Here is a 16,246-nt window from a genome sequence, read left to right as displayed (position 1 = left end):
ATTGCATGCTGATAATCTTATTAAAAGTAAGTAACTTACTGTTAAATAAGCAACTTGAAATAATTTGAATGGCTATTGTTGCATTTTTTACATTAGTTTGTGAGGGGGATTAGGTGGCTCTTTATGGTTAATTTACATGATAGGTTTGTTTTGTATTTATGCTGTTTACATCTTTATAGTTTTTATAATTTTAGAGATGGTTTTTATAGCAATTATTTTTTAGTTAAAAGTAGTTAGGAATATTCTAATTTATATAAAGAGCAGGCGGTGAGTGTTATACGTACTTAGTTGTAAGTATTATGTATGTAAATCCCGTTTTAAAATGACTTTAATGTAAGGCTTTATTTTCAAATAAAGTGAAGTTTGAATATTTTTCATTATTAATGTTTAAAAAGATCTAAACGTGTAAACCCCCTTTACAGTTTTTGGGGTCTCAATTGCTCCTTAAGTTACTTTAGCGCGTAAACTTGGTACAATTTAGCTGTTTTTAATTAATAGGTTTGACCATGAAGTATTTAGTTATTATTTTTACCTTGTTGTTTAGTTCAATGTCTTTTGCGCAGCAATCTGTCGATCTTGAAATAAATATGAAAAACACGGGCCTTGCGTATAAACAAGCAGTACAGGCAACTCAACTTAGTGAATTTAATACTGCGATTGATGAATTTATAAAGCTAGTAAAAGTAAGTAAAACAGGTAAGTTTTACAAAAAACCTGAGCAGTCATTGCAGGGCCTTGATAAAGTGATTGCCCAAGCTGAGCTTGCTAAAAAAGCAGCGAACGAGCAGGGGCTAAGTGCGGCAAAAGAACCGTTAAAAAATATAGATAATTTACGTAAAAAATATCATGAGCTACATGAGCCTCCAGGGTTCTTTGAATTACTGTTCGGTTCATAAACCTAAACTATATGTATCTTTAGTCGCTACTTTTAAGCTAATTGCGTTAAAGGTATCTGCAGCAATAAATATAAGGAAACACAATGGAAATTTCAGTTTCAATGTTAGAAGGCCAAAAGCAAAGCGCTAAATTTGGCGACCTAGAAGTAATCAGCGATCAAAGTGTAAACGCTGGTGGCAACGCAGAGCATCCAGAACCGTTTGATTACTTTTTAGTAAGTATGGTTTTATGTGCAGGTTTTTATGCGCGTAAATTTTGTGAGCAGCGTGATATTTCAACGCAAGGTATGACGCTTACTCAAAATAATGAAAATGTAGATGATAACGGTAAAAAGTTATTTTCAATTGAGATTAACCTACCAGACGGTTTTCCTGATAAATATAAAAAGGCGCTTATTGCAGCCGTTAACACCTGTACGGTAAAAAAAGTAATTCAGGCAGTACCAGAGTTTTCAGTAGTGGTAAAATAATCCACCCTAAATTAGGTAGCTTTAACAAGCTACCTAAATATGTATAGTGCCCCACGGCTTAACTTATTTCTTTTTCATTCCTTGTACTGCTTTAAAGCGTGGGTTGTTTTTACAAATTACAAATACACGACCTTTGCGTTTTACAATTTGACACCCCGGGCGTTGCTTCGCACTTTTTAGGGAACTTAATACTTTCATACCTTTTCCTTTTTAACAGTCGATAAACTTTTAAAACGACGGTTAAACTGTGCAACACGGCCATCTGTAGCAACAGTTTTTTGCTTGCCTGTATAAAATGGATGTGAGTCACTTGATACGTCAATAGGTACATATGGATAAGTATTACCGTCTATTTCTACTGTGCGGCTTGTTTTAATGGTTGAGCCAATAATAAAGTAAGAATCGGCAGCAGTATCGTGAAAAGCAACCTCTTGGTAATCAGGATGAATATTTGGTTTCATAATACGCCTCAATAAATGATATGTGATAATGTATCATTTTAATTTAACGTATTTATTCTCTCATTGCAAATTATTTAAATGCTCCCCAAAAGGGGCGTAATTGCTGGCTATTTGTGCAAATAAATCAAAAAATAAGCACTTGAATTAAAAATGCTGGCTATTGGCGTTTAGGCTGTTATAACTATATTTAAGAGTTAAAACGTTAACAAATACGGTTATAAAGTTATTACAGAGGTTATGTATGAGTGACGCAACACAACAACAAGAACAAATTGACCAAGGGGTGATGGAAACCCTAAGAGAGCGCGACCACAGTACCTTGGCGCAACAATTAAATCCGTTAACCTGCAACCATAATGATATTGTAGAGTTACTAGCAAGGTATATGGCACTAAGTGAGCAAGAAGATGATGAATTGTTTGATACTTGGTTTGATAACCTAACTAAAGAGCAACATACTGTTTTAAAAGTATTTGAAGTTTACCGTGGACAATATGAGCACCAAAATTAGAGTATGTATTTTTGTACGTATACCAGGTTCAGTGGCTATTTAAATAAAACTAAATAACCACTACTGCCTTTTGTATTAACCAGTAGCGCTGCTTTATTGATCACAACCCCACGTGTTTACACCATAAGTTCGGATTTAATATTATCTTTATTTAGGCACTAGTTACTGATATTTATCAGTATTCATTTATTGCTATTTTTAAGTAATGTTCTAGTTTTAATTGGTATGCTGTTTATAGTTTAGATAAGTTTATCGGATTATATATTCGAAAATATTCGCTCCCATTTCGTAATTCATAAAACACTTAAAATTAATTGAGCTTTAATGATTAAACCTGAGATCCCAAGTAACGAAGCAGAGCGATTACATGCGTTAAAAACATTAAAAATTCTAGATACGTCGCATGAAGAGCGCTTTGATCGTGTTACTCGTATTGCCAAGCGTATGTTTAATGTTTCTATTTCATTGCTTACTTTGATTGACGAAGACCGCCAATGGTTTAAATCTAGGCAGGGGCTTGATGCGCCTGAGCTTCCTCGCGAAACCTCATTTTGTGGCCATACCATAAATCAAGACGAGCTCTTAATAATCCCAGATACAGTCCAAGATAAAAGGTTTTTTGATAACCCTTTTGTTACAGGCGATCCTAAAGTACGCTTTTATGCTGGCTTTCCTTTAAAATTAAGGCAAGGGGTTATTATAGGCACTTTATGCCTTGCCGATAATAAACCTAGACACCTTAATGATGAAGAAAAACAATTACTAAAAGATTTAGGCACGTTGGTTGAGCAAGAGATTCAATCAATTCAACTAGCCACAATTGACGAGTTAACAAGAATCTCTAACCGGCGTGGCTTTTTGAACCTTGCTGAGCATACGCTAAATATATGTAGGCGAAACAAAGTATCAATGTCGTTTATCTTGTTTGATCTTAATAAGTTTAAACAAATTAATGATGTTTATGGACACCACGAAGGCGATTTTGTATTGAATAAATTTGCGCAAATTATGCTTAGTTCATTTTGTGATTGTGAAGTAATAGGTCGACTTGGCGGAGATGAGTTTGTAGTAATGCTAAGTGATTTAGATGAAACAAAAGCTGAGTTTGTTTTACAAAGGTTTGCGGATGCAATTGCGTATGCCAATAATACCTTAAATAAGCCATACAAAATTGATTACAGTGTAGGGGTAACACACTTTAAATACGATACAGGTAAATCGGTTGAGGATATGATTCAAGATGCTGATGTTGCTATGTATCAGCAAAAAAAGCAGCAATCACTTTAGTGAGCTATTTAGTTTAATTGCTGCTTGAACTTCACTTAACTTCCTCATGCTAGTACGAATCTTATAATAGGCAGTTATTCGCTATTGCAGTCATTTTTTGCAGAGGGTGATGCTAAAGACACATTTGGTTGCCAAATCCTGTCCCATATTTTATGAAGATTGTTTAAGTTTGGTCTTTGACTTATTTTTTCAAAGTTACCAATGCTCACCTCTGAATTATTTTTTTGACCCACTACAAAATTAAACACATAGTTGCACTCCATCCCCATACGTAAATCAGAAAGTAAAATATTGCTTTGCTGTTGGCGCACCGAATAAAACCCTTTAGTAAACCACTGCAAGCGTTTTATAGCCCATTCATCGCTAATATTATTTAACAATGAAGGCGTTGTTTGATAAGGCGTTAATGTAACATCGCTGGGCGCGTCAAATACTGATGCATAACCTTCGTAGTATTGTCCGTCAGACATCACAACAATACGCCACAGCAAAGTGGTTATCGGGGCAGGCGTACTAATATACGCATTTACTGGTATTTGCCTGTTGTTGAGTGCTGTTTTCACCTTGTCATCAATACTTACTTTTAAAATTAAAGCACAAAATAAATATAGACTACTTAAAACTAAGGCCGCTGAATTTATACGATAAGCCGTTGCTGCTTGTATTTTGGGTGTTAGCGTACATATTACGCCAATTAATAAAGGAAGCGTGTAAGCAGGGTCAATAATAAACACACTAGAAACCGCAAAGGGGTACTCAGTAAAAGGCCAGAGTAGTTGTGTACCGTATACCGTTAGGCTGTCTAATATGGCATGTGTAGATAAACTAAAAAATACTAGCCAAAACCAGCGTACTTTATAAATTTGCATTCCCGCGTGTATTTTTAATATTAGCCATACAATGAGAGGGCTAATTAATAAATGTATTAATAACGAATGACTAAAGCTACGGTGATAAGTAAATGCTTCTACAGAGCCACCATATGGCAAAAATACATCTAAATCAGGGAGTGTGCCTAAAATTGCTCCCCATAAAACGGCTTTTCGACCTATTTTATTGCCTAATACCGCATAACCTACAGCACTGCCTAATGCTATCTGCGTTAAAGAATCCATTTTGATTAATACCTTTAATTACTACTCTTATTATTTATACTTTTTGATTATTAAAAAGCGTCAAAAAATAATGTGAAATATTTGATAAGCACATCAATGCCTAAAATTTATAAACTAAGCCTAGGTTTTATAAAATCTAAAAATGCTGTAATGCGAGACGATACAGCACTATTTTTATAATACACGGCTTGTACAACCTCTCGGTTATTAGGTGAGCTAACTGCACTGGGTAACACTTCAACTAATTTACCTGTTTTTAGGTCATTGCCAATCATAAAGTGAGAAAGTAGCGCCACACCTTGGTTTGCAATACATAGTTGGCGCACTGTTTCGCCGCTGCTTGCGCTAAGCGAAAACGTAAATAAAGCGGGCTTTACTAACGGCCAATTGTTTAATTTAGGGAAGTCACTAAAACCAATTATCTTGTGATTTTGTAAGTCATCTATTTGTGTAATTGCTGCGTTGTTTTTTATATATTCTGGGCTGGCTACAATACGTAACTGGCTGCTGCCAAGTTTACGAACATGTAAATTTGAGTCTTTTAAATCACCAATACGTATGGCTAAATCGGTTTTATGTTCAAGTAAATCAATAATGCTGTCGTGTGAGGTTATATCAAGCGTTATGTGGGGGTATTGCTTGGCAAATTCGCCAATTAAAGGCGTAAGTTGGTGCAATACAAAAGGGCTTGCCGCATCTATTCGCAGCTTGCCACTTGGCGCTTGTTTTAAAAGCTTTATGGCTTCTTCACCGGTATAAAGCGTATTTAACCCTTCGCGCGCATATTTTATAAAAGTATGGCCCTCTTCGGTAAGTTCTAATCGGCGTGTTGTTCTGTTTAGCAAAGTACATTGCAATGTATTTTCAAGGCGTGATACAGCTCGCGACACTTTAGCCACCTGTTGATCGAGCAAATTAGCCGCCCCGGAAAAGCTTCCGCAATCTACTACCGTTATAAATGTTTCTAAATCTTCAGTTTTTGAATGAACAGCCATAAGTATATCAACACCATCTTTGCATTATTAACAAAAGTATTTTGTCACTAATGCTATTTTTTGCAAACGATATTTTAGCCAAACTACATTCTTCAAATATTAATGAGGATATAACTATGCCATTGGCTTTGTGGGCGCTTACCTTAAGCGCATTTGCAATAGGAACAACTGAGTTTGTAATAGTGGGATTAGTACCCACCATTGCAAACGACTTAGGCGTAAGCCTACCTTCAGCAGGTTTGCTTGTAAGTTTATATGCGGTTGGCGTTGCCATCGGTGCGCCGGTGCTAACGGCTTTAACGGGTCGCTGGAATCGTAAAGTGGTACTAATAAGCTTAATGGGCTTATTTGTTTTAGGTAACTTACTTGCATGGCAAGCGCCAAGTTACGAAACATTAATACTTGCGCGCATTTTAACGGGGCTTGCCCACGGTGTGTTTTTTTCAATCGGATCGATGATTGCCACTAGCCTAGTAAGCAAAGACAAAGAAGCCAGTGCAATAGCCATTATGTTTACCGGGCTTACTGTAGCACTCGTAACTGGTGTGCCACTAGGTACATGGATTGGACAACACTTTGGTTGGCGTGCAACGTTTTTAGTTGTGTCGGTATTAGGTTTAATTGCATTAATCGGCAGCTCTATTTTAGTGCCAAAAAACTTAAAACAATCAATACCAGCCACGTTTAAAGAACAACTACAAGTAATCGTAAAACCGCGTTTATTACTCGTATATTTAATGACGATACTGGGCTACGGCGGCACGTTTACAGCGTTTACTTATTTAGCACCTATTTTAGAGCAACAAACAGGTTTTGCGCCTTCGGCTATTGCCTTAATAATGCTTGTTTACGGCGTATCGGTAGCGATAGGTAATATTTGGGGTGGAAAGTTGGCCGACAAACGCGGCCCAATTAGTGCCCTGAGCATTATATTCAGCGCTTTGAGTATTATTTTACTGATATTTACCTTTACGATGGAATCAAAAATTGCTGCTGTACTTACTATTTTAGTCTGGGGCGCATTTGCTTTTGGTAATGTGCCAGGCTTGCAACTTTATGTAGTAAAGCAAGCACAAAAGCACACGCCAAATGCGGTAGATGTTGCATCAGGTTTGAACATAGCCGCATTTAATATTGGTATTGCACTTGGCTCAATTATTGGCGGTAGCGTAGTAGAGAACATGACCCTGCAAGATACAGCATGGATAGGCGCTGTTATCTCTGTTTTAGCACTTGGTGTTACACGCTACAGCGGTATGCTTGATAAACGTGAAATTCAGCAAGCATAAAGTATCTTCTGTTAACCTTGAAACTAAAATTAATGACCTCATACCTGTTATGAGGTCATAGATTTTTAAGTGACAGTCGTAATAAGAAGTAAAAGGTGTATTTCGTAAAACTATAGGGCGTGTTGCTCTTTGGTTGTTGAATTTGCAGTAGTAAGTTTGGTTTTTAGGCAAGGCAGAGCCTATGTAGTGTGGTTGTTCCCCATAAATAGGCGATAACGCAGCATAAAAACCAAACATACACTGCCCGTTGGGTTCTTTCTAGGAGCGATTAACTCTTTGTTGCTCGGTTTTTACTTAGCCCACTAGGTTACAAACCTCGCGCCGCGATTAAATCGCCCCTAGATTGAACAAATTTCAATCCACAAAGAACAACACGCCCTAGTGAAGTTTGTATTTTTAACCGATTATTTTATAAGGATAAACCATGACAAAACGTGTAATAGAAATGCCAGAACTAGGTATGGGAACATTCCGTTTGGAGGGCGACACTGCCTATAACTCAGTAAAAATGGCGCTCGAAGTTGGGTTTCGCCATATTGATACTGCACAAATTTATGGCAACGAAGAGCAAGTAGGCCAAGCCATAAAAGATAGTAATATTCCGCGCAGTGAAATATTCTTAACTACCAAAGTGTGGAATAACAAATTAAATAAAAGCGACTTTATCCCAAGCGTTAAGAAGTCACTTGAAAAGCTACAGGTTGATTCGGTCGACTTACTGCTAATTCATTGGCCATCGCCTGCTAACGACGAGCCAATGAGTGAATACCTCACTGAATTACTAAAAGCGAAGCAGCTTGGTTTGACTAAGCACATTGGTGTATCAAACTTCACCATTGCAAACTTAAATGAAGCAATGCAAACGCTTGACTCGCGTGAAATATTTACCAATCAGGTTGAGGTTCACCCATATTTAACTAATACTAAATTACGCGCATTTTGTGCTCAGCACGATATACATGTAACTGCGTATATGCCATTTGTAGTAGGCAAAGTACTTAAAGATCAAACCATTATCGACATTGCTAAAAAGCACGATGCAAGCCCAGCACAAGTTGTTTTAGCATGGGTTAACGCAAGCGGCATGACGACAATTCCATCATCAACTAAGCGCAAAAACTTAGAAGATAACTTTAACGACCACGTTAAACTAGATGATGAAGACATAGCCCGCATTGATGGCCTTGATTGTGGCGACCGCCAAGCAACACCAGACTTTGCTCCGCAGTGGGATCAGTAAACTTACCTCAAACGCAAAGTTAAACTAAATATTTTAAGGTGTAGATTATCTACACCTCAACTTTTAAAAAGGAATACACATGTTAACGGTTATAGCGGCACTGTCGTGCAAAAATATTGATGCAGATGTGATGCTTACAGCACTTGAAAACTTACAAAAGTCATCGCGCCAAGAAGTAGGGTGCTTACGTTATGAACTATCGGTAAAAAGTGATAATGAACATACCGATTACGTTGTTAGTGAACAGTGGGCGTCTGACGAGCACTTTGAAGCGCATAAAAACGAGCCACACTTTAAAGCATTTGGTACGCAAGTTACTGGGCTTTTAACCAATAGTAGTATTGATGTATATAAATCAATTGGTTAAATTCTTTTTATAGTGCCTATTATGGTACGTATTAAAATACTTAGCTAAATTACATATCACAAAGTAAATACTCAAATAGGTGCTGTTAACCTACATCACCTTTTATTCTTACACCCCAACCTGCCTAAATACCCAACTTCGCCAATATCAATGAAACCTATTAGGACTCTTTTTTGTTAATTCGCATTCGTAGTGCGTCGAAATCAAAAGATGTTTATAACATTATTAAAAGTCGTTTTGGTATCACAATCCACTCTAATAAATAGCCTATTTAATTTGTTGTTTACATTAAAATTCTCTGGTGTAAATATAGAAATATAATATGGCATTTTAGTCAGCCGTAAATAGTTCTAGTGGTACTTAATAAGAGACTCAAAATAGCAAACTATTTATATATTTTTTTGTGTTATATTTTTAGAGCTGAGTTAATTAATAATGGAGACATGGGTATGGAAATTAATAAATCTAATCAATCTATTCTTATTTTTGTAATCCCTTTATTAACTGCGTATTTTGGATCAAAAGTTATATTTCACTTATTTGCTTTTGAGTATCTTGTGTTTACAGATACTTTTGACATTCTAAAGCTACTCATTGATATTAGTGTATTTGGAGTGTTGTTCTATATTAGTTCGCTGGGCGTTGGTTATGTCATCAGAGCTAAAACATAAGTTTTTAATCATTAGCTGGTAAATTGCTAGCTAAAAAATCACAGCCAATAAAGCCTTAACAGCTTTAAACTGTATAATTTATATGGAGATAATAATGAAAAAATTAATCGCAATAGTAGCGTTGTTAGGCTTTGCCTCATTTGCACAAGCTAATGATAGTTTTGTAGTTAATGCTAAATTTTATGATAATAAAAACTTAATTGGTTCACCTGTTTTAGTAGTCAATTCAAATGAAGAGGCGTCAGTTTCAGTTGATAATTCGTATAGTTTTGCTCTTACAGTAACGCCAATTGATGATTTTACTGTTAGTTTAGCAACTGACCTAAAACTAGGTGGAAAACATATGGCTCCCTCTTTAGTTGTTGAACTAGGTAAAGAAGCAAGTATTAATATTGATGGTAAAGAACTGTCAGTTTTAGTAAGCAAATCAAGCAGCTAATAATTTAAAAACTAGGAATATAATTAATGAGAAACTCAAGAAATGAGATAGTAAAATATGGAGTCTCTTTTGGTACGGCCCTAGCAATTGCTATTTCATGGAGTGCTAATGAGTCTGTGTTATGGGCAATTTTGCACGGTTTTTTGTCTTGGTTTTATGTTATTTGGCATGTAATTACGCGATAAGTATTTTCGCGTGTGCACTCATTGATTATGTATATTTCGGTCAATGTTAATACTCGAGCAATTACCATCTAAAACTATTAAGTTAAAAATATAAAAGGAATAATTAATAATGAAAGGTGCGGGTGGAAGCTCTGGTGGTATTGGGCATTTTTTTATTGGTTTAATTATGATGTGCGGTGGCTTTTATATGCTGCTAAACGCAATTTCGGTGACCTCTAATTTTGGACTAAGTTCTCGCATTTATAGTGTTAATGCTTTAGGTGGCTTTGGCGTTACAGGCGGCATGGTTATGATCCCGTTTATTTTTGGTGTGGGTCTGATTTTTTATAATTCTAAAAATATTTTAGGCTGGGTGCTATCTCTTGGCTCGTTAACCGCACTAATATTTGGTGTTATATCGAGTGTTCGATTTAGTATGCGAACTATGACGTCGTTTGATTTGATCGTTATTATAATTTTAGCGTTTGGCGGTTTAGGACTGTTTTTACGCTCGCTCAAATCTATTGATACTTAAATAATTACCACGCTTTGTTTTAAATACAATTTTAATTATAGGCATTTAACATGATGTTCTAATGCCTAAGCTAATGCATTAATAATGTAATCCTTCCTATTTACTGCTTAACCAGTAACGTATTTTAAAGAGATTTATGTGAACAACTCAATACAGCTAAAACTAATTGCTACTCACTTATTAGCACAAAGAGAAGAAAACCCAGCGCGTTCAAACTTTCCTAAAGAGTTAGTACTAGACTCGACTGACGATGCGATAGAAGTACAAAAGTTGATGATTTATTTAAATGAGCAAACTGTATATGGCTGGAAGTGTATGCTGCCTTTAGATGATGGCTCAATTATATTAGCGCCTCTTTTACATGCACCTATAAAACAAGCTGAAAATTGCCCACTGTATACAACAAACAATAAAGCGCTGATAGAACCAGAAATTGCATTTATTTTGCAAAGCGATTTACCAAGTAATAAAACCTATACAAATGAAGACGTAGATACTGCATTTGCCAGCGCCCATTTAGCACTTGAGCTTATTCAAAAAAGGTTTGATGAAGACACTCCAAGCACTCACATTGAAAAACTGGCCGATGGCCTATCCAATCAAGGCGTGTATTTAGGCCCGCAAATAGATAAAGCCAAAGCGTATAACGCAAGTACTGTAAATATTAACGTTAAGCAAACTGAGCTGGAGTTAAACTTGGCAGGTGTGCACCCTGCAGAACTTGCGCAGCTTCCTCTTTATTGGGCAGTTAATTACTTATCAGCAAATGGAATTAACTTAAAAGCAGGGCAAGTGTTTATAACTGGTTCTTACTGTGGTGTGGTTGAGCTTAATACTAATGAGCAAACATGTATTACATATGAAGATTTAAATACTTTTAATGTGATATTTTTATCCCATTAAGCGAAGTACTCATTTTAATGGTCATAATTAAACAACCCACTAATTAGTGGGTTGTTTTTATTTGGCTAAATTTTAATTATTTGATTTTAGAGAGTAGTGCAGGATTTATTACGAGATTTCGTACGCCGTGGGCATGATCTTCATCAAAGGCGTTACTTTCACACCATTTACCAACACTGTTTATATCAACCTTTGCTACTTTTGGTTTAACTGACCATGTTACTTGAAAAGGAGAGCCTGCTTCGTTGTAACTCGGGCCAGTAGTTGAACCACTATAGACAACAGGTTTACCCGTATTTGTAGGTGTAGCAATAGCTTGATAGTAACCATTAACAGATGACACGGCGCTTATTTGAGCAAAATCAAGTGCGTTAGCATCGTTTACTAATACATATACTTGAGCTTCAACACGTAGTTGCGGATTTTTAATCGAATCACTTAAACAACTCCCCAAGGTAGGGCCTGGTTTTACAATTGCTGACGTATGAACGTTATGTACCTCAATGGTATCGCCAACTAAAAGCGCGCCGTGATCGCTCGGACAAATTTCAATTTTTGCTGGTTTACTTTCACCTTTAGTTAAAGTGCCTGAATATAAGTAGCCACTTTTAAAGCCTTTTCCATTACCATTTCCTGCATATTTGCTAAATTCGCCACCGGCATGTTCAGCATTTTTATGAAAATGTATATTACATAAGTTCATATTTGATGAAGTTGGGGCATGAGAGAAAACTGCCGTGTTTTCGCCTTTATAATTATCAATATTGCGTGGAGATTGTGGCCCAAAACCTTTATTAGCGGTGTTTTTAGCAAGCGCTGCACGCTGTATTTTTATTATGTCGTCATTTACTATTTCGTGGTTAGCTTTAGCTGGTGTATTAAAAGATAGGATAGTGATTACAGCAGAAATTACACTTATTTGTGTTTTGATTGTCATTGAGTCAGTGCCTTTAAATTATTTTTTGCGTAACAATTAAGTTAACAGCTCTTGTTTTTCGTCAAATAATCCTAAAATAATTAAACTAATGCAAAACTATTTAATAGATAAATCGTATTTTAAAATAAGTGCATCTATATAGCGGGTGCGTAATGTATGTTGTTTTTCATGATCGGCGCCATGCCCTAACGCTTTGTTTAAAAGCTTCATGGCGGGGTGTAGTAGCGCTCTTTCTTCTTGGTTTAAACTCGCTTTACTGCGCAGTTCTGTAATGTCGTCAACTAACAGCCTGCCAATGTCTACCGAGACTATTTCGTCTATTAATCCATTTTGAGTAAGTACGCCATATTTACTGCATAAAAACTGTTGCCAAACTTGCTGTAAGTGCTCGTCTATTTCACAGCCAAATAGCTCTTCGCTAAACATAAATCCTTGCTGAGCGAGTTTAGTTAGGCTTGCAGTATATTGCTGCGCAAAATAATTAAAAGCATGGCTTGATGATTCTATTTTTTGTTTTAAAAGACCTTGCCCCCAATTAACGCAGCCGCGCGGATAATAGTCGTCATATTCTTCGCATTCATACAAACCCGAATATGAGCTGCAGCTAAGTTGACTTTTAATACAGTAACTTGGTTTGGGGAACACACTTCGCTCTTGCCAAGCTAAAAGTGTATCTGCATCTATGTTTAATGCTTGGCACAGTTCATCGGTGTTATAAAAATGAGTTGCTAAGTAGTCAGATAAACGCATAAAGCCTCTGGTATCGTTAAAATAAAATACTGTTTATATATACAGTTGTTCATTTTGTATTACCAAACTCAATAACACAAGCGATTTTATAATTAAATGTGCGCTTATACCTCCAAAAATACCGGCAAGTATGTTACAAATAGCGCAAGTTTTATAAATAATGAATTTTTATGCGCACCCTAAACCAAATTAAACAAGCAAGCCTTATTACAGCTATTAAAACGCCATACTTAGCAAACGGTGAAATTGATCTCGCAAAGTACGATGAACTCGTTGAAATACAAATCGCAGCGGGCGTTGATGGCATTGTAGTTGGTGGCACAACAGGCGAAGGCCAGTTAATGAACTGGGAAGAGCATTTAATGCTTATAGCGCACAGTGCAAACAAGTATGGTGACAAACTGGTTATTGTTGGTAATACCGGTAGTAACAACACCCGTGAAGCGATTAAAGCAACTAAATATGGCTTTGCCAGCGGTATGGATGCAGCACTGCAAATTAACCCATATTATGGACGTACGTCAATCGCGGGTGTTAAAGAGCACTTTAAACGAGTACTTGATATTGGACCTGCCTTTATTTACAACGTAGCCGGTCGCACAGGCCAAGACCTAACACCTGATATTATTGAACCATTAGCACAGCACTCGAACCTAATTGGTATTAAAGAATGTGGCGGCAATGAGCGCATTGCACGCTATGAGCAGCAAGGCATTGCGTGTTGGTCGGGTAACGACGATGAAGCACACGACGCTCGTCATGTACACAAAGCTCACGGTGTTATTTCGGTTACTTCTAACCTTATTCCTGGGTTGTTTCGCCAATTAATGGATACTAAAAATGATGAGTTAAATACGTCATTAAAACCATTAATGAACTGGTTGTTCTGTGAGCCAAACCCTATTGCTATTAACACTGCGATGATGATGACAGGTGCAGTAAATCCAGTATTTAGATTACCGTATTTACCGCTTAGTGATGAACAACAAGCTCAAGGCGAAGTTTTAATTAATGAGTTAAATAACAACGATGTTGTTGGCGGTAAAGCTAAGTGCATAAAGCAGGACGATATAGCTCTACTTTCTTAGCAATATGAGCAAGCGCTGAACAGGGTGTTAGTTCAGTGCTTTTTATTAATGATTATTTACTTCTATTGCTAAAATCGGTAAAATTCCCTCCCTTATATCTTATAAAATATGCAGAGCTGTGGAATTTGTTGTTGAAGAACTCGCTATATGGATAAAGCCCGAACAGCGACAAATAAAAGAGAGTAATTGGTTTGATTCCTCCGTATTAAATCTTAGTTGGGTGCCTGCTATGCAGCGACGCCGAATGACTTCCTTTATTAAAATGGCACTCTTTAGTGCTCATCAAGTAAGCACACAAGGTAACTATGTTAACTTACCGAGTGTCTTTTCTTCTCGCCACGGCGATTTTCACAAAACGGCTAACTTACTTGTTGATGTAGTAAATGATCAGCCATTGTCGCCCACTGGTTTTGGGTTAAGTGTGCATAATGCCGCATCGGGGCTTTTCGGGATAATACAGGGTAATACAAGTGCTACAAATGCTATTGCTGCAGGAGCCGAAAGCTTTATTTATGCACTCGTAGATGGCTTTGTAAGACTTGCTGATAACGATCAGCCACACATGTTAATAGTTCATACCGATGAGACTCTCCCCGATATTTACGCTCAGTATGCCGATGAACAGCAAATAGCACACTCTATTGGTTTAATAATAAGAGCGCCGCAAAAAGGCGAACCTCATTTTAGTTTAAATAAAGTATTTAATACGGGCATGGAAAAAAGCGACTTACCAATGAGTATCCAATGCGCTAAAGCTTTGTATGAGCGAAGCAATACATTACTTGTTCATAACACGCTTGAGCACGATTGGCAGCTTACGTACCATGCTTAAAAATGCACAAAGACTATGTGGATTGATTTGGCGGATTATTGCGACTGCATTTTGCTTTTCAGTTTTTGGAATTGGTGGTTTAGTATTAGCCTTTATTGTTTTTCCTGCTCAGCGCCTATTCCAAAGTGACTCAGTTAAACAAATGCTTAAGGCTCGAAAAACAGTACATTACAGCTTCAAATGGTTTGTTAGTTTAATGCATGTAACGGGCGTTATTCGATTTCATGTCAACGATAAAGCAAAAATTGCAGGCTTAAAAGGGCAATTGATATTAGCAAACCATCCTTCTTTAATTGATGTTGTTGTTTTAATTTCGGTAGTAAAAAATGCAGATTGCGTAGTAAAAGCACATTTATTTAAAAACCCTTTTATGCGTGGCGTTATTAAAAGCACCGGCTACATAAGTAATGAGAACCCACAGGAGCTATTACGAGAGTGTGAGCGCAGTTTGCAAAAGGGTAATAACTTAATTGTATTTCCAGAAGGGACACGGACAGAGCCTAACAAAGCATTAAAGTTTAAACGAGGCGCTGCAAATATTGCAATTAGGTGTCATGCGCCCATTACTACTTTTTTAATTAAAATGAAGCCAAACACTTTAACCAAAGGCACACCTTGGTATAAGGTCGCGCCATATCAGGCGCATTTTACAATGGGGCTTGCGAGCCAGCAGTTTAATTGTGCAGCGTACCACAGCGATATGCCTGCGATGCAATCACGCCAATTGACTAAAGATTTACAACATTATTTTACACAAGAGCTAAAAAATATATGAGCGAATTAAAAGAACAAATAAAACAACTGATTATCTCAAGCCTTGACCTTGAAGACATGACCACTGCTGATATTCAAGATGATGACGCTTTATTTGTAGATGGCCTAGGGCTAGATAGCATAGATGCATTAGAACTTGGCCTTGCGATAAAGAAGCAATTTGATGTGAAAATTGATGCAAACTCTGAGCAAACTAAAGCGCACTTTGCCTCAGTTAATTCTTTAGCAAAATTTATTGAACAAGCACGTTCTTAATATATAAAAGTAGGAAGAAAGATGAAAACCGCTGCTGAAATTTATGATGTATTACACGGCATTTTAGAAAACGAATTTGAAATAGACCCAGAAGATATTAGCTTAGAGGCTAACCTGTACCAAGATCTTGATTTAGACAGTATTGATGCAGTTGACTTAGTTGTAAAATTAAGAGAAATCACAGGTAAAAAAATTGAGCCTGATGCCTTTAAGCTTGTGCGCACAGTGCAAGACATAGTCACCGAAATAGAAAAGTTAGTTAACTAA

General features: G+C 36.8%; 23 protein-coding genes. 17 read left to right on the top strand and 6 right to left on the bottom strand.

All coding sequences use genetic code 11. The features are described from left to right. Positions 1–506: 506 nt before the first annotated feature. Entirely contained in the window at positions 507–896 is a 390-nt protein-coding gene (locus tag I6E69_RS14205) for a cytochrome b562 (RefSeq protein WP_039487539.1), read from the top strand. Positions 897–979: 83 nt separating this feature from the next. Further along, the gene (locus I6E69_RS14200) at positions 980–1,366 is read left to right on the top strand and encodes an OsmC family protein (protein WP_002958670.1); all 387 of its coding nucleotides are present in this window, start codon (positions 980–982) and stop codon (positions 1,364–1,366) included. A gap of 63 nt (positions 1,367–1,429) precedes the next feature. Here the strand turns inward: I6E69_RS14200 and ykgO are convergent, their stop codons facing one another. Continuing rightward, positions 1,430–1,564: a type B 50S ribosomal protein L36 gene (ykgO, locus tag I6E69_RS14195; RefSeq protein WP_002958669.1), complete on the bottom strand. Its 135-nt coding sequence runs from the start codon at positions 1,562–1,564 to the stop codon at positions 1,430–1,432. Next, positions 1,561–1,827 (bottom strand): type B 50S ribosomal protein L31, encoded by a 267-nt coding sequence (locus I6E69_RS14190; RefSeq protein WP_197121491.1) that lies wholly within the window; start codon positions 1,825–1,827, stop codon positions 1,561–1,563. The genes ykgO and I6E69_RS14190 overlap by 4 nt, the downstream gene beginning before the upstream one ends. Before the next feature lie 241 nt (positions 1,828–2,068). Between I6E69_RS14190 and I6E69_RS14185 the strand changes: the two genes are divergently transcribed. Then, positions 2,069–2,338, top strand: a complete 270-nt coding sequence (locus tag I6E69_RS14185; RefSeq protein WP_197121490.1) for a hypothetical protein — start codon at positions 2,069–2,071, stop codon at positions 2,336–2,338. A gap of 324 nt (positions 2,339–2,662) precedes the next feature. Further along, positions 2,663–3,625 carry a sensor domain-containing diguanylate cyclase gene (locus I6E69_RS14180; RefSeq protein WP_039487545.1) on the top strand — a complete coding sequence of 321 codons (963 nt, stop codon included), beginning with the start codon at positions 2,663–2,665 and terminating at the stop codon, positions 3,623–3,625. A 74-nt stretch (positions 3,626–3,699) separates the two neighbouring features. Here the strand turns inward: I6E69_RS14180 and I6E69_RS14175 are convergent, their stop codons facing one another. Together I6E69_RS14175 and I6E69_RS14170 are read right to left on the bottom strand one after the other, a co-directional pair. After that, positions 3,700–4,740 (bottom strand): metal-dependent hydrolase, encoded by a 1,041-nt coding sequence (locus I6E69_RS14175; RefSeq protein WP_197121489.1) that lies wholly within the window; start codon positions 4,738–4,740, stop codon positions 3,700–3,702. 107 nt (positions 4,741–4,847) lie between these two features. Further along, positions 4,848–5,735, bottom strand: coding sequence for a LysR family transcriptional regulator (locus tag I6E69_RS14170; protein ID WP_039487554.1), 888 nt, complete (start codon positions 5,733–5,735; stop codon positions 4,848–4,850). Between the two features lie 116 nt (positions 5,736–5,851). On the opposite strand from I6E69_RS14170, the gene I6E69_RS14165 reads away from it, so the two are divergent. The 8 genes from I6E69_RS14165 to I6E69_RS14130 all read left to right on the top strand — a co-directional run bounded on the left by I6E69_RS14165 (position 5,852) and on the right by I6E69_RS14130 (position 11,343). Beyond that, positions 5,852–7,024: an MFS transporter gene (locus I6E69_RS14165; protein ID WP_024593033.1), complete on the top strand. Its 1,173-nt coding sequence runs from the start codon at positions 5,852–5,854 to the stop codon at positions 7,022–7,024. A gap of 424 nt (positions 7,025–7,448) precedes the next feature. Beyond that, a complete protein-coding gene (gene dkgB / locus I6E69_RS14160) occupies positions 7,449–8,264 on the top strand; it encodes a 2,5-didehydrogluconate reductase DkgB (RefSeq protein WP_024605501.1) in 816 nt (271 codons plus the stop codon). Positions 8,265–8,343: 79 nt separating this feature from the next. Beyond that, positions 8,344–8,631: a putative quinol monooxygenase gene (locus tag I6E69_RS14155; protein WP_024605502.1), complete on the top strand. Its 288-nt coding sequence runs from the start codon at positions 8,344–8,346 to the stop codon at positions 8,629–8,631. 449 nt (positions 8,632–9,080) lie between these two features. Then, positions 9,081–9,302 carry a hypothetical protein gene (locus tag I6E69_RS14150; protein WP_029753242.1) on the top strand — a complete coding sequence of 74 codons (222 nt, stop codon included), beginning with the start codon at positions 9,081–9,083 and terminating at the stop codon, positions 9,300–9,302. A 94-nt stretch (positions 9,303–9,396) separates the two neighbouring features. Next, positions 9,397–9,741 carry a hypothetical protein gene (locus I6E69_RS14145; RefSeq protein WP_039487564.1) on the top strand — a complete coding sequence of 115 codons (345 nt, stop codon included), beginning with the start codon at positions 9,397–9,399 and terminating at the stop codon, positions 9,739–9,741. Positions 9,742–9,767: 26 nt separating this feature from the next. Continuing rightward, positions 9,768–9,926, top strand: a complete 159-nt coding sequence (locus I6E69_RS14140; RefSeq protein WP_007378675.1) for a hypothetical protein — start codon at positions 9,768–9,770, stop codon at positions 9,924–9,926. Positions 9,927–10,035: 109 nt separating this feature from the next. Continuing rightward, entirely contained in the window at positions 10,036–10,440 is a 405-nt protein-coding gene (locus I6E69_RS14135) for a hypothetical protein (protein WP_002958658.1), read from the top strand. A gap of 138 nt (positions 10,441–10,578) precedes the next feature. Further along, a complete protein-coding gene (locus I6E69_RS14130) occupies positions 10,579–11,343 on the top strand; it encodes a 2-keto-4-pentenoate hydratase (RefSeq protein ID WP_197121488.1) in 765 nt (254 codons plus the stop codon). A gap of 76 nt (positions 11,344–11,419) precedes the next feature. Here the strand turns inward: I6E69_RS14130 and I6E69_RS14125 are convergent, their stop codons facing one another. Both I6E69_RS14125 and I6E69_RS14120 read right to left on the bottom strand, forming a co-directional pair. Next, on the bottom strand, positions 11,420–12,280 hold the full coding sequence (locus I6E69_RS14125; protein WP_197121487.1) for a delta-class carbonic anhydrase: 861 nt from the start codon (positions 12,278–12,280) through the stop codon (positions 11,420–11,422). Positions 12,281–12,376: 96 nt separating this feature from the next. Then, the gene (locus I6E69_RS14120; protein WP_149603645.1) at positions 12,377–13,030 is read right to left on the bottom strand and encodes a DUF6058 family natural product biosynthesis protein; all 654 of its coding nucleotides are present in this window, start codon (positions 13,028–13,030) and stop codon (positions 12,377–12,379) included. 170 nt (positions 13,031–13,200) lie between these two features. On the opposite strand from I6E69_RS14120, the gene dapA reads away from it, so the two are divergent. The 5 genes from dapA (at position 13,201) to I6E69_RS14095 (ending at position 16,246) form a co-directional block, all read left to right on the top strand. Next, positions 13,201–14,118, top strand: a complete 918-nt coding sequence (gene dapA, locus I6E69_RS14115) for a 4-hydroxy-tetrahydrodipicolinate synthase (protein WP_197121486.1) — start codon at positions 13,201–13,203, stop codon at positions 14,116–14,118. Positions 14,119–14,236: 118 nt separating this feature from the next. Beyond that, complete coding sequence (locus I6E69_RS14110) at positions 14,237–14,950, top strand: beta-ketoacyl synthase chain length factor (protein ID WP_197121485.1); 714 nt, start codon at positions 14,237–14,239, stop codon at positions 14,948–14,950. Then, complete coding sequence (locus I6E69_RS14105; RefSeq protein WP_197121500.1) at positions 14,943–15,725, top strand: 1-acyl-sn-glycerol-3-phosphate acyltransferase; 783 nt, start codon at positions 14,943–14,945, stop codon at positions 15,723–15,725. The genes I6E69_RS14110 and I6E69_RS14105 overlap by 8 nt, the downstream gene beginning before the upstream one ends. Next, entirely contained in the window at positions 15,722–15,979 is a 258-nt protein-coding gene (locus I6E69_RS14100) for a phosphopantetheine-binding protein (protein ID WP_002958649.1), read from the top strand. Before I6E69_RS14105 ends, I6E69_RS14100 begins: the two co-directional genes overlap by 4 nt. A 21-nt stretch (positions 15,980–16,000) precedes the next feature. Next, complete coding sequence (locus I6E69_RS14095) at positions 16,001–16,246, top strand: acyl carrier protein (protein WP_002958648.1); 246 nt, start codon at positions 16,001–16,003, stop codon at positions 16,244–16,246.

Source organism: Pseudoalteromonas sp. NZS100 (assembly GCF_015864815.1).
Taxonomy (GTDB): domain Bacteria; phylum Pseudomonadota; class Gammaproteobacteria; order Enterobacterales; family Alteromonadaceae; genus Pseudoalteromonas; species Pseudoalteromonas distincta.
Note: the sequence above shows the minus strand (reverse complement) of the source record. Positions and strands in the feature narration are given on the sequence as shown.

Bases quoted from the DNA above. Each gene is read 5' to 3' on its own strand.
- I6E69_RS14165 (WP_024593033.1), top strand. From the start codon at position 5,852: ATGCCATTGGCTTTGTGGGCGCTTACCTTAAGCGCATTTGCAATAGGA.
- I6E69_RS14170 (WP_039487554.1), bottom strand. From the start codon at position 5,735: ATGGCTGTTCATTCAAAAACTGAAGATTTAGAAACATTTATAACGGTA.
- I6E69_RS14135 (WP_002958658.1), top strand. From the start codon at position 10,036: ATGAAAGGTGCGGGTGGAAGCTCTGGTGGTATTGGGCATTTTTTTATT.
- I6E69_RS14200 (WP_002958670.1), top strand. From the start codon at position 980: ATGGAAATTTCAGTTTCAATGTTAGAAGGCCAAAAGCAAAGCGCTAAA.
- I6E69_RS14205 (WP_039487539.1), top strand. From the start codon at position 507: ATGAAGTATTTAGTTATTATTTTTACCTTGTTGTTTAGTTCAATGTCT.
- I6E69_RS14120 (WP_149603645.1), bottom strand. From the start codon at position 13,030: ATGCGTTTATCTGACTACTTAGCAACTCATTTTTATAACACCGATGAA.
- dapA (WP_197121486.1), top strand. From the start codon at position 13,201: ATGCGCACCCTAAACCAAATTAAACAAGCAAGCCTTATTACAGCTATT.
- I6E69_RS14100 (WP_002958649.1), top strand. From the start codon at position 15,722: ATGAGCGAATTAAAAGAACAAATAAAACAACTGATTATCTCAAGCCTT.
- I6E69_RS14125 (WP_197121487.1), bottom strand. From the start codon at position 12,280: ATGACAATCAAAACACAAATAAGTGTAATTTCTGCTGTAATCACTATC.
- I6E69_RS14140 (WP_007378675.1), top strand. From the start codon at position 9,768: ATGAGAAACTCAAGAAATGAGATAGTAAAATATGGAGTCTCTTTTGGT.
- I6E69_RS14175 (WP_197121489.1), bottom strand. From the start codon at position 4,740: ATGGATTCTTTAACGCAGATAGCATTAGGCAGTGCTGTAGGTTATGCG.
- I6E69_RS14190 (WP_197121491.1), bottom strand. From the start codon at position 1,827: ATGAAACCAAATATTCATCCTGATTACCAAGAGGTTGCTTTTCACGAT.
- dkgB (WP_024605501.1), top strand. From the start codon at position 7,449: ATGACAAAACGTGTAATAGAAATGCCAGAACTAGGTATGGGAACATTC.
- I6E69_RS14105 (WP_197121500.1), top strand. From the start codon at position 14,943: ATGCTTAAAAATGCACAAAGACTATGTGGATTGATTTGGCGGATTATT.
- I6E69_RS14145 (WP_039487564.1), top strand. From the start codon at position 9,397: ATGAAAAAATTAATCGCAATAGTAGCGTTGTTAGGCTTTGCCTCATTT.
- I6E69_RS14095 (WP_002958648.1), top strand. From the start codon at position 16,001: ATGAAAACCGCTGCTGAAATTTATGATGTATTACACGGCATTTTAGAA.
- I6E69_RS14180 (WP_039487545.1), top strand. From the start codon at position 2,663: ATGATTAAACCTGAGATCCCAAGTAACGAAGCAGAGCGATTACATGCG.
- I6E69_RS14185 (WP_197121490.1), top strand. From the start codon at position 2,069: ATGAGTGACGCAACACAACAACAAGAACAAATTGACCAAGGGGTGATG.
- I6E69_RS14150 (WP_029753242.1), top strand. From the start codon at position 9,081: ATGGAAATTAATAAATCTAATCAATCTATTCTTATTTTTGTAATCCCT.
- ykgO (WP_002958669.1), bottom strand. From the start codon at position 1,564: ATGAAAGTATTAAGTTCCCTAAAAAGTGCGAAGCAACGCCCGGGGTGT.
- I6E69_RS14155 (WP_024605502.1), top strand. From the start codon at position 8,344: ATGTTAACGGTTATAGCGGCACTGTCGTGCAAAAATATTGATGCAGAT.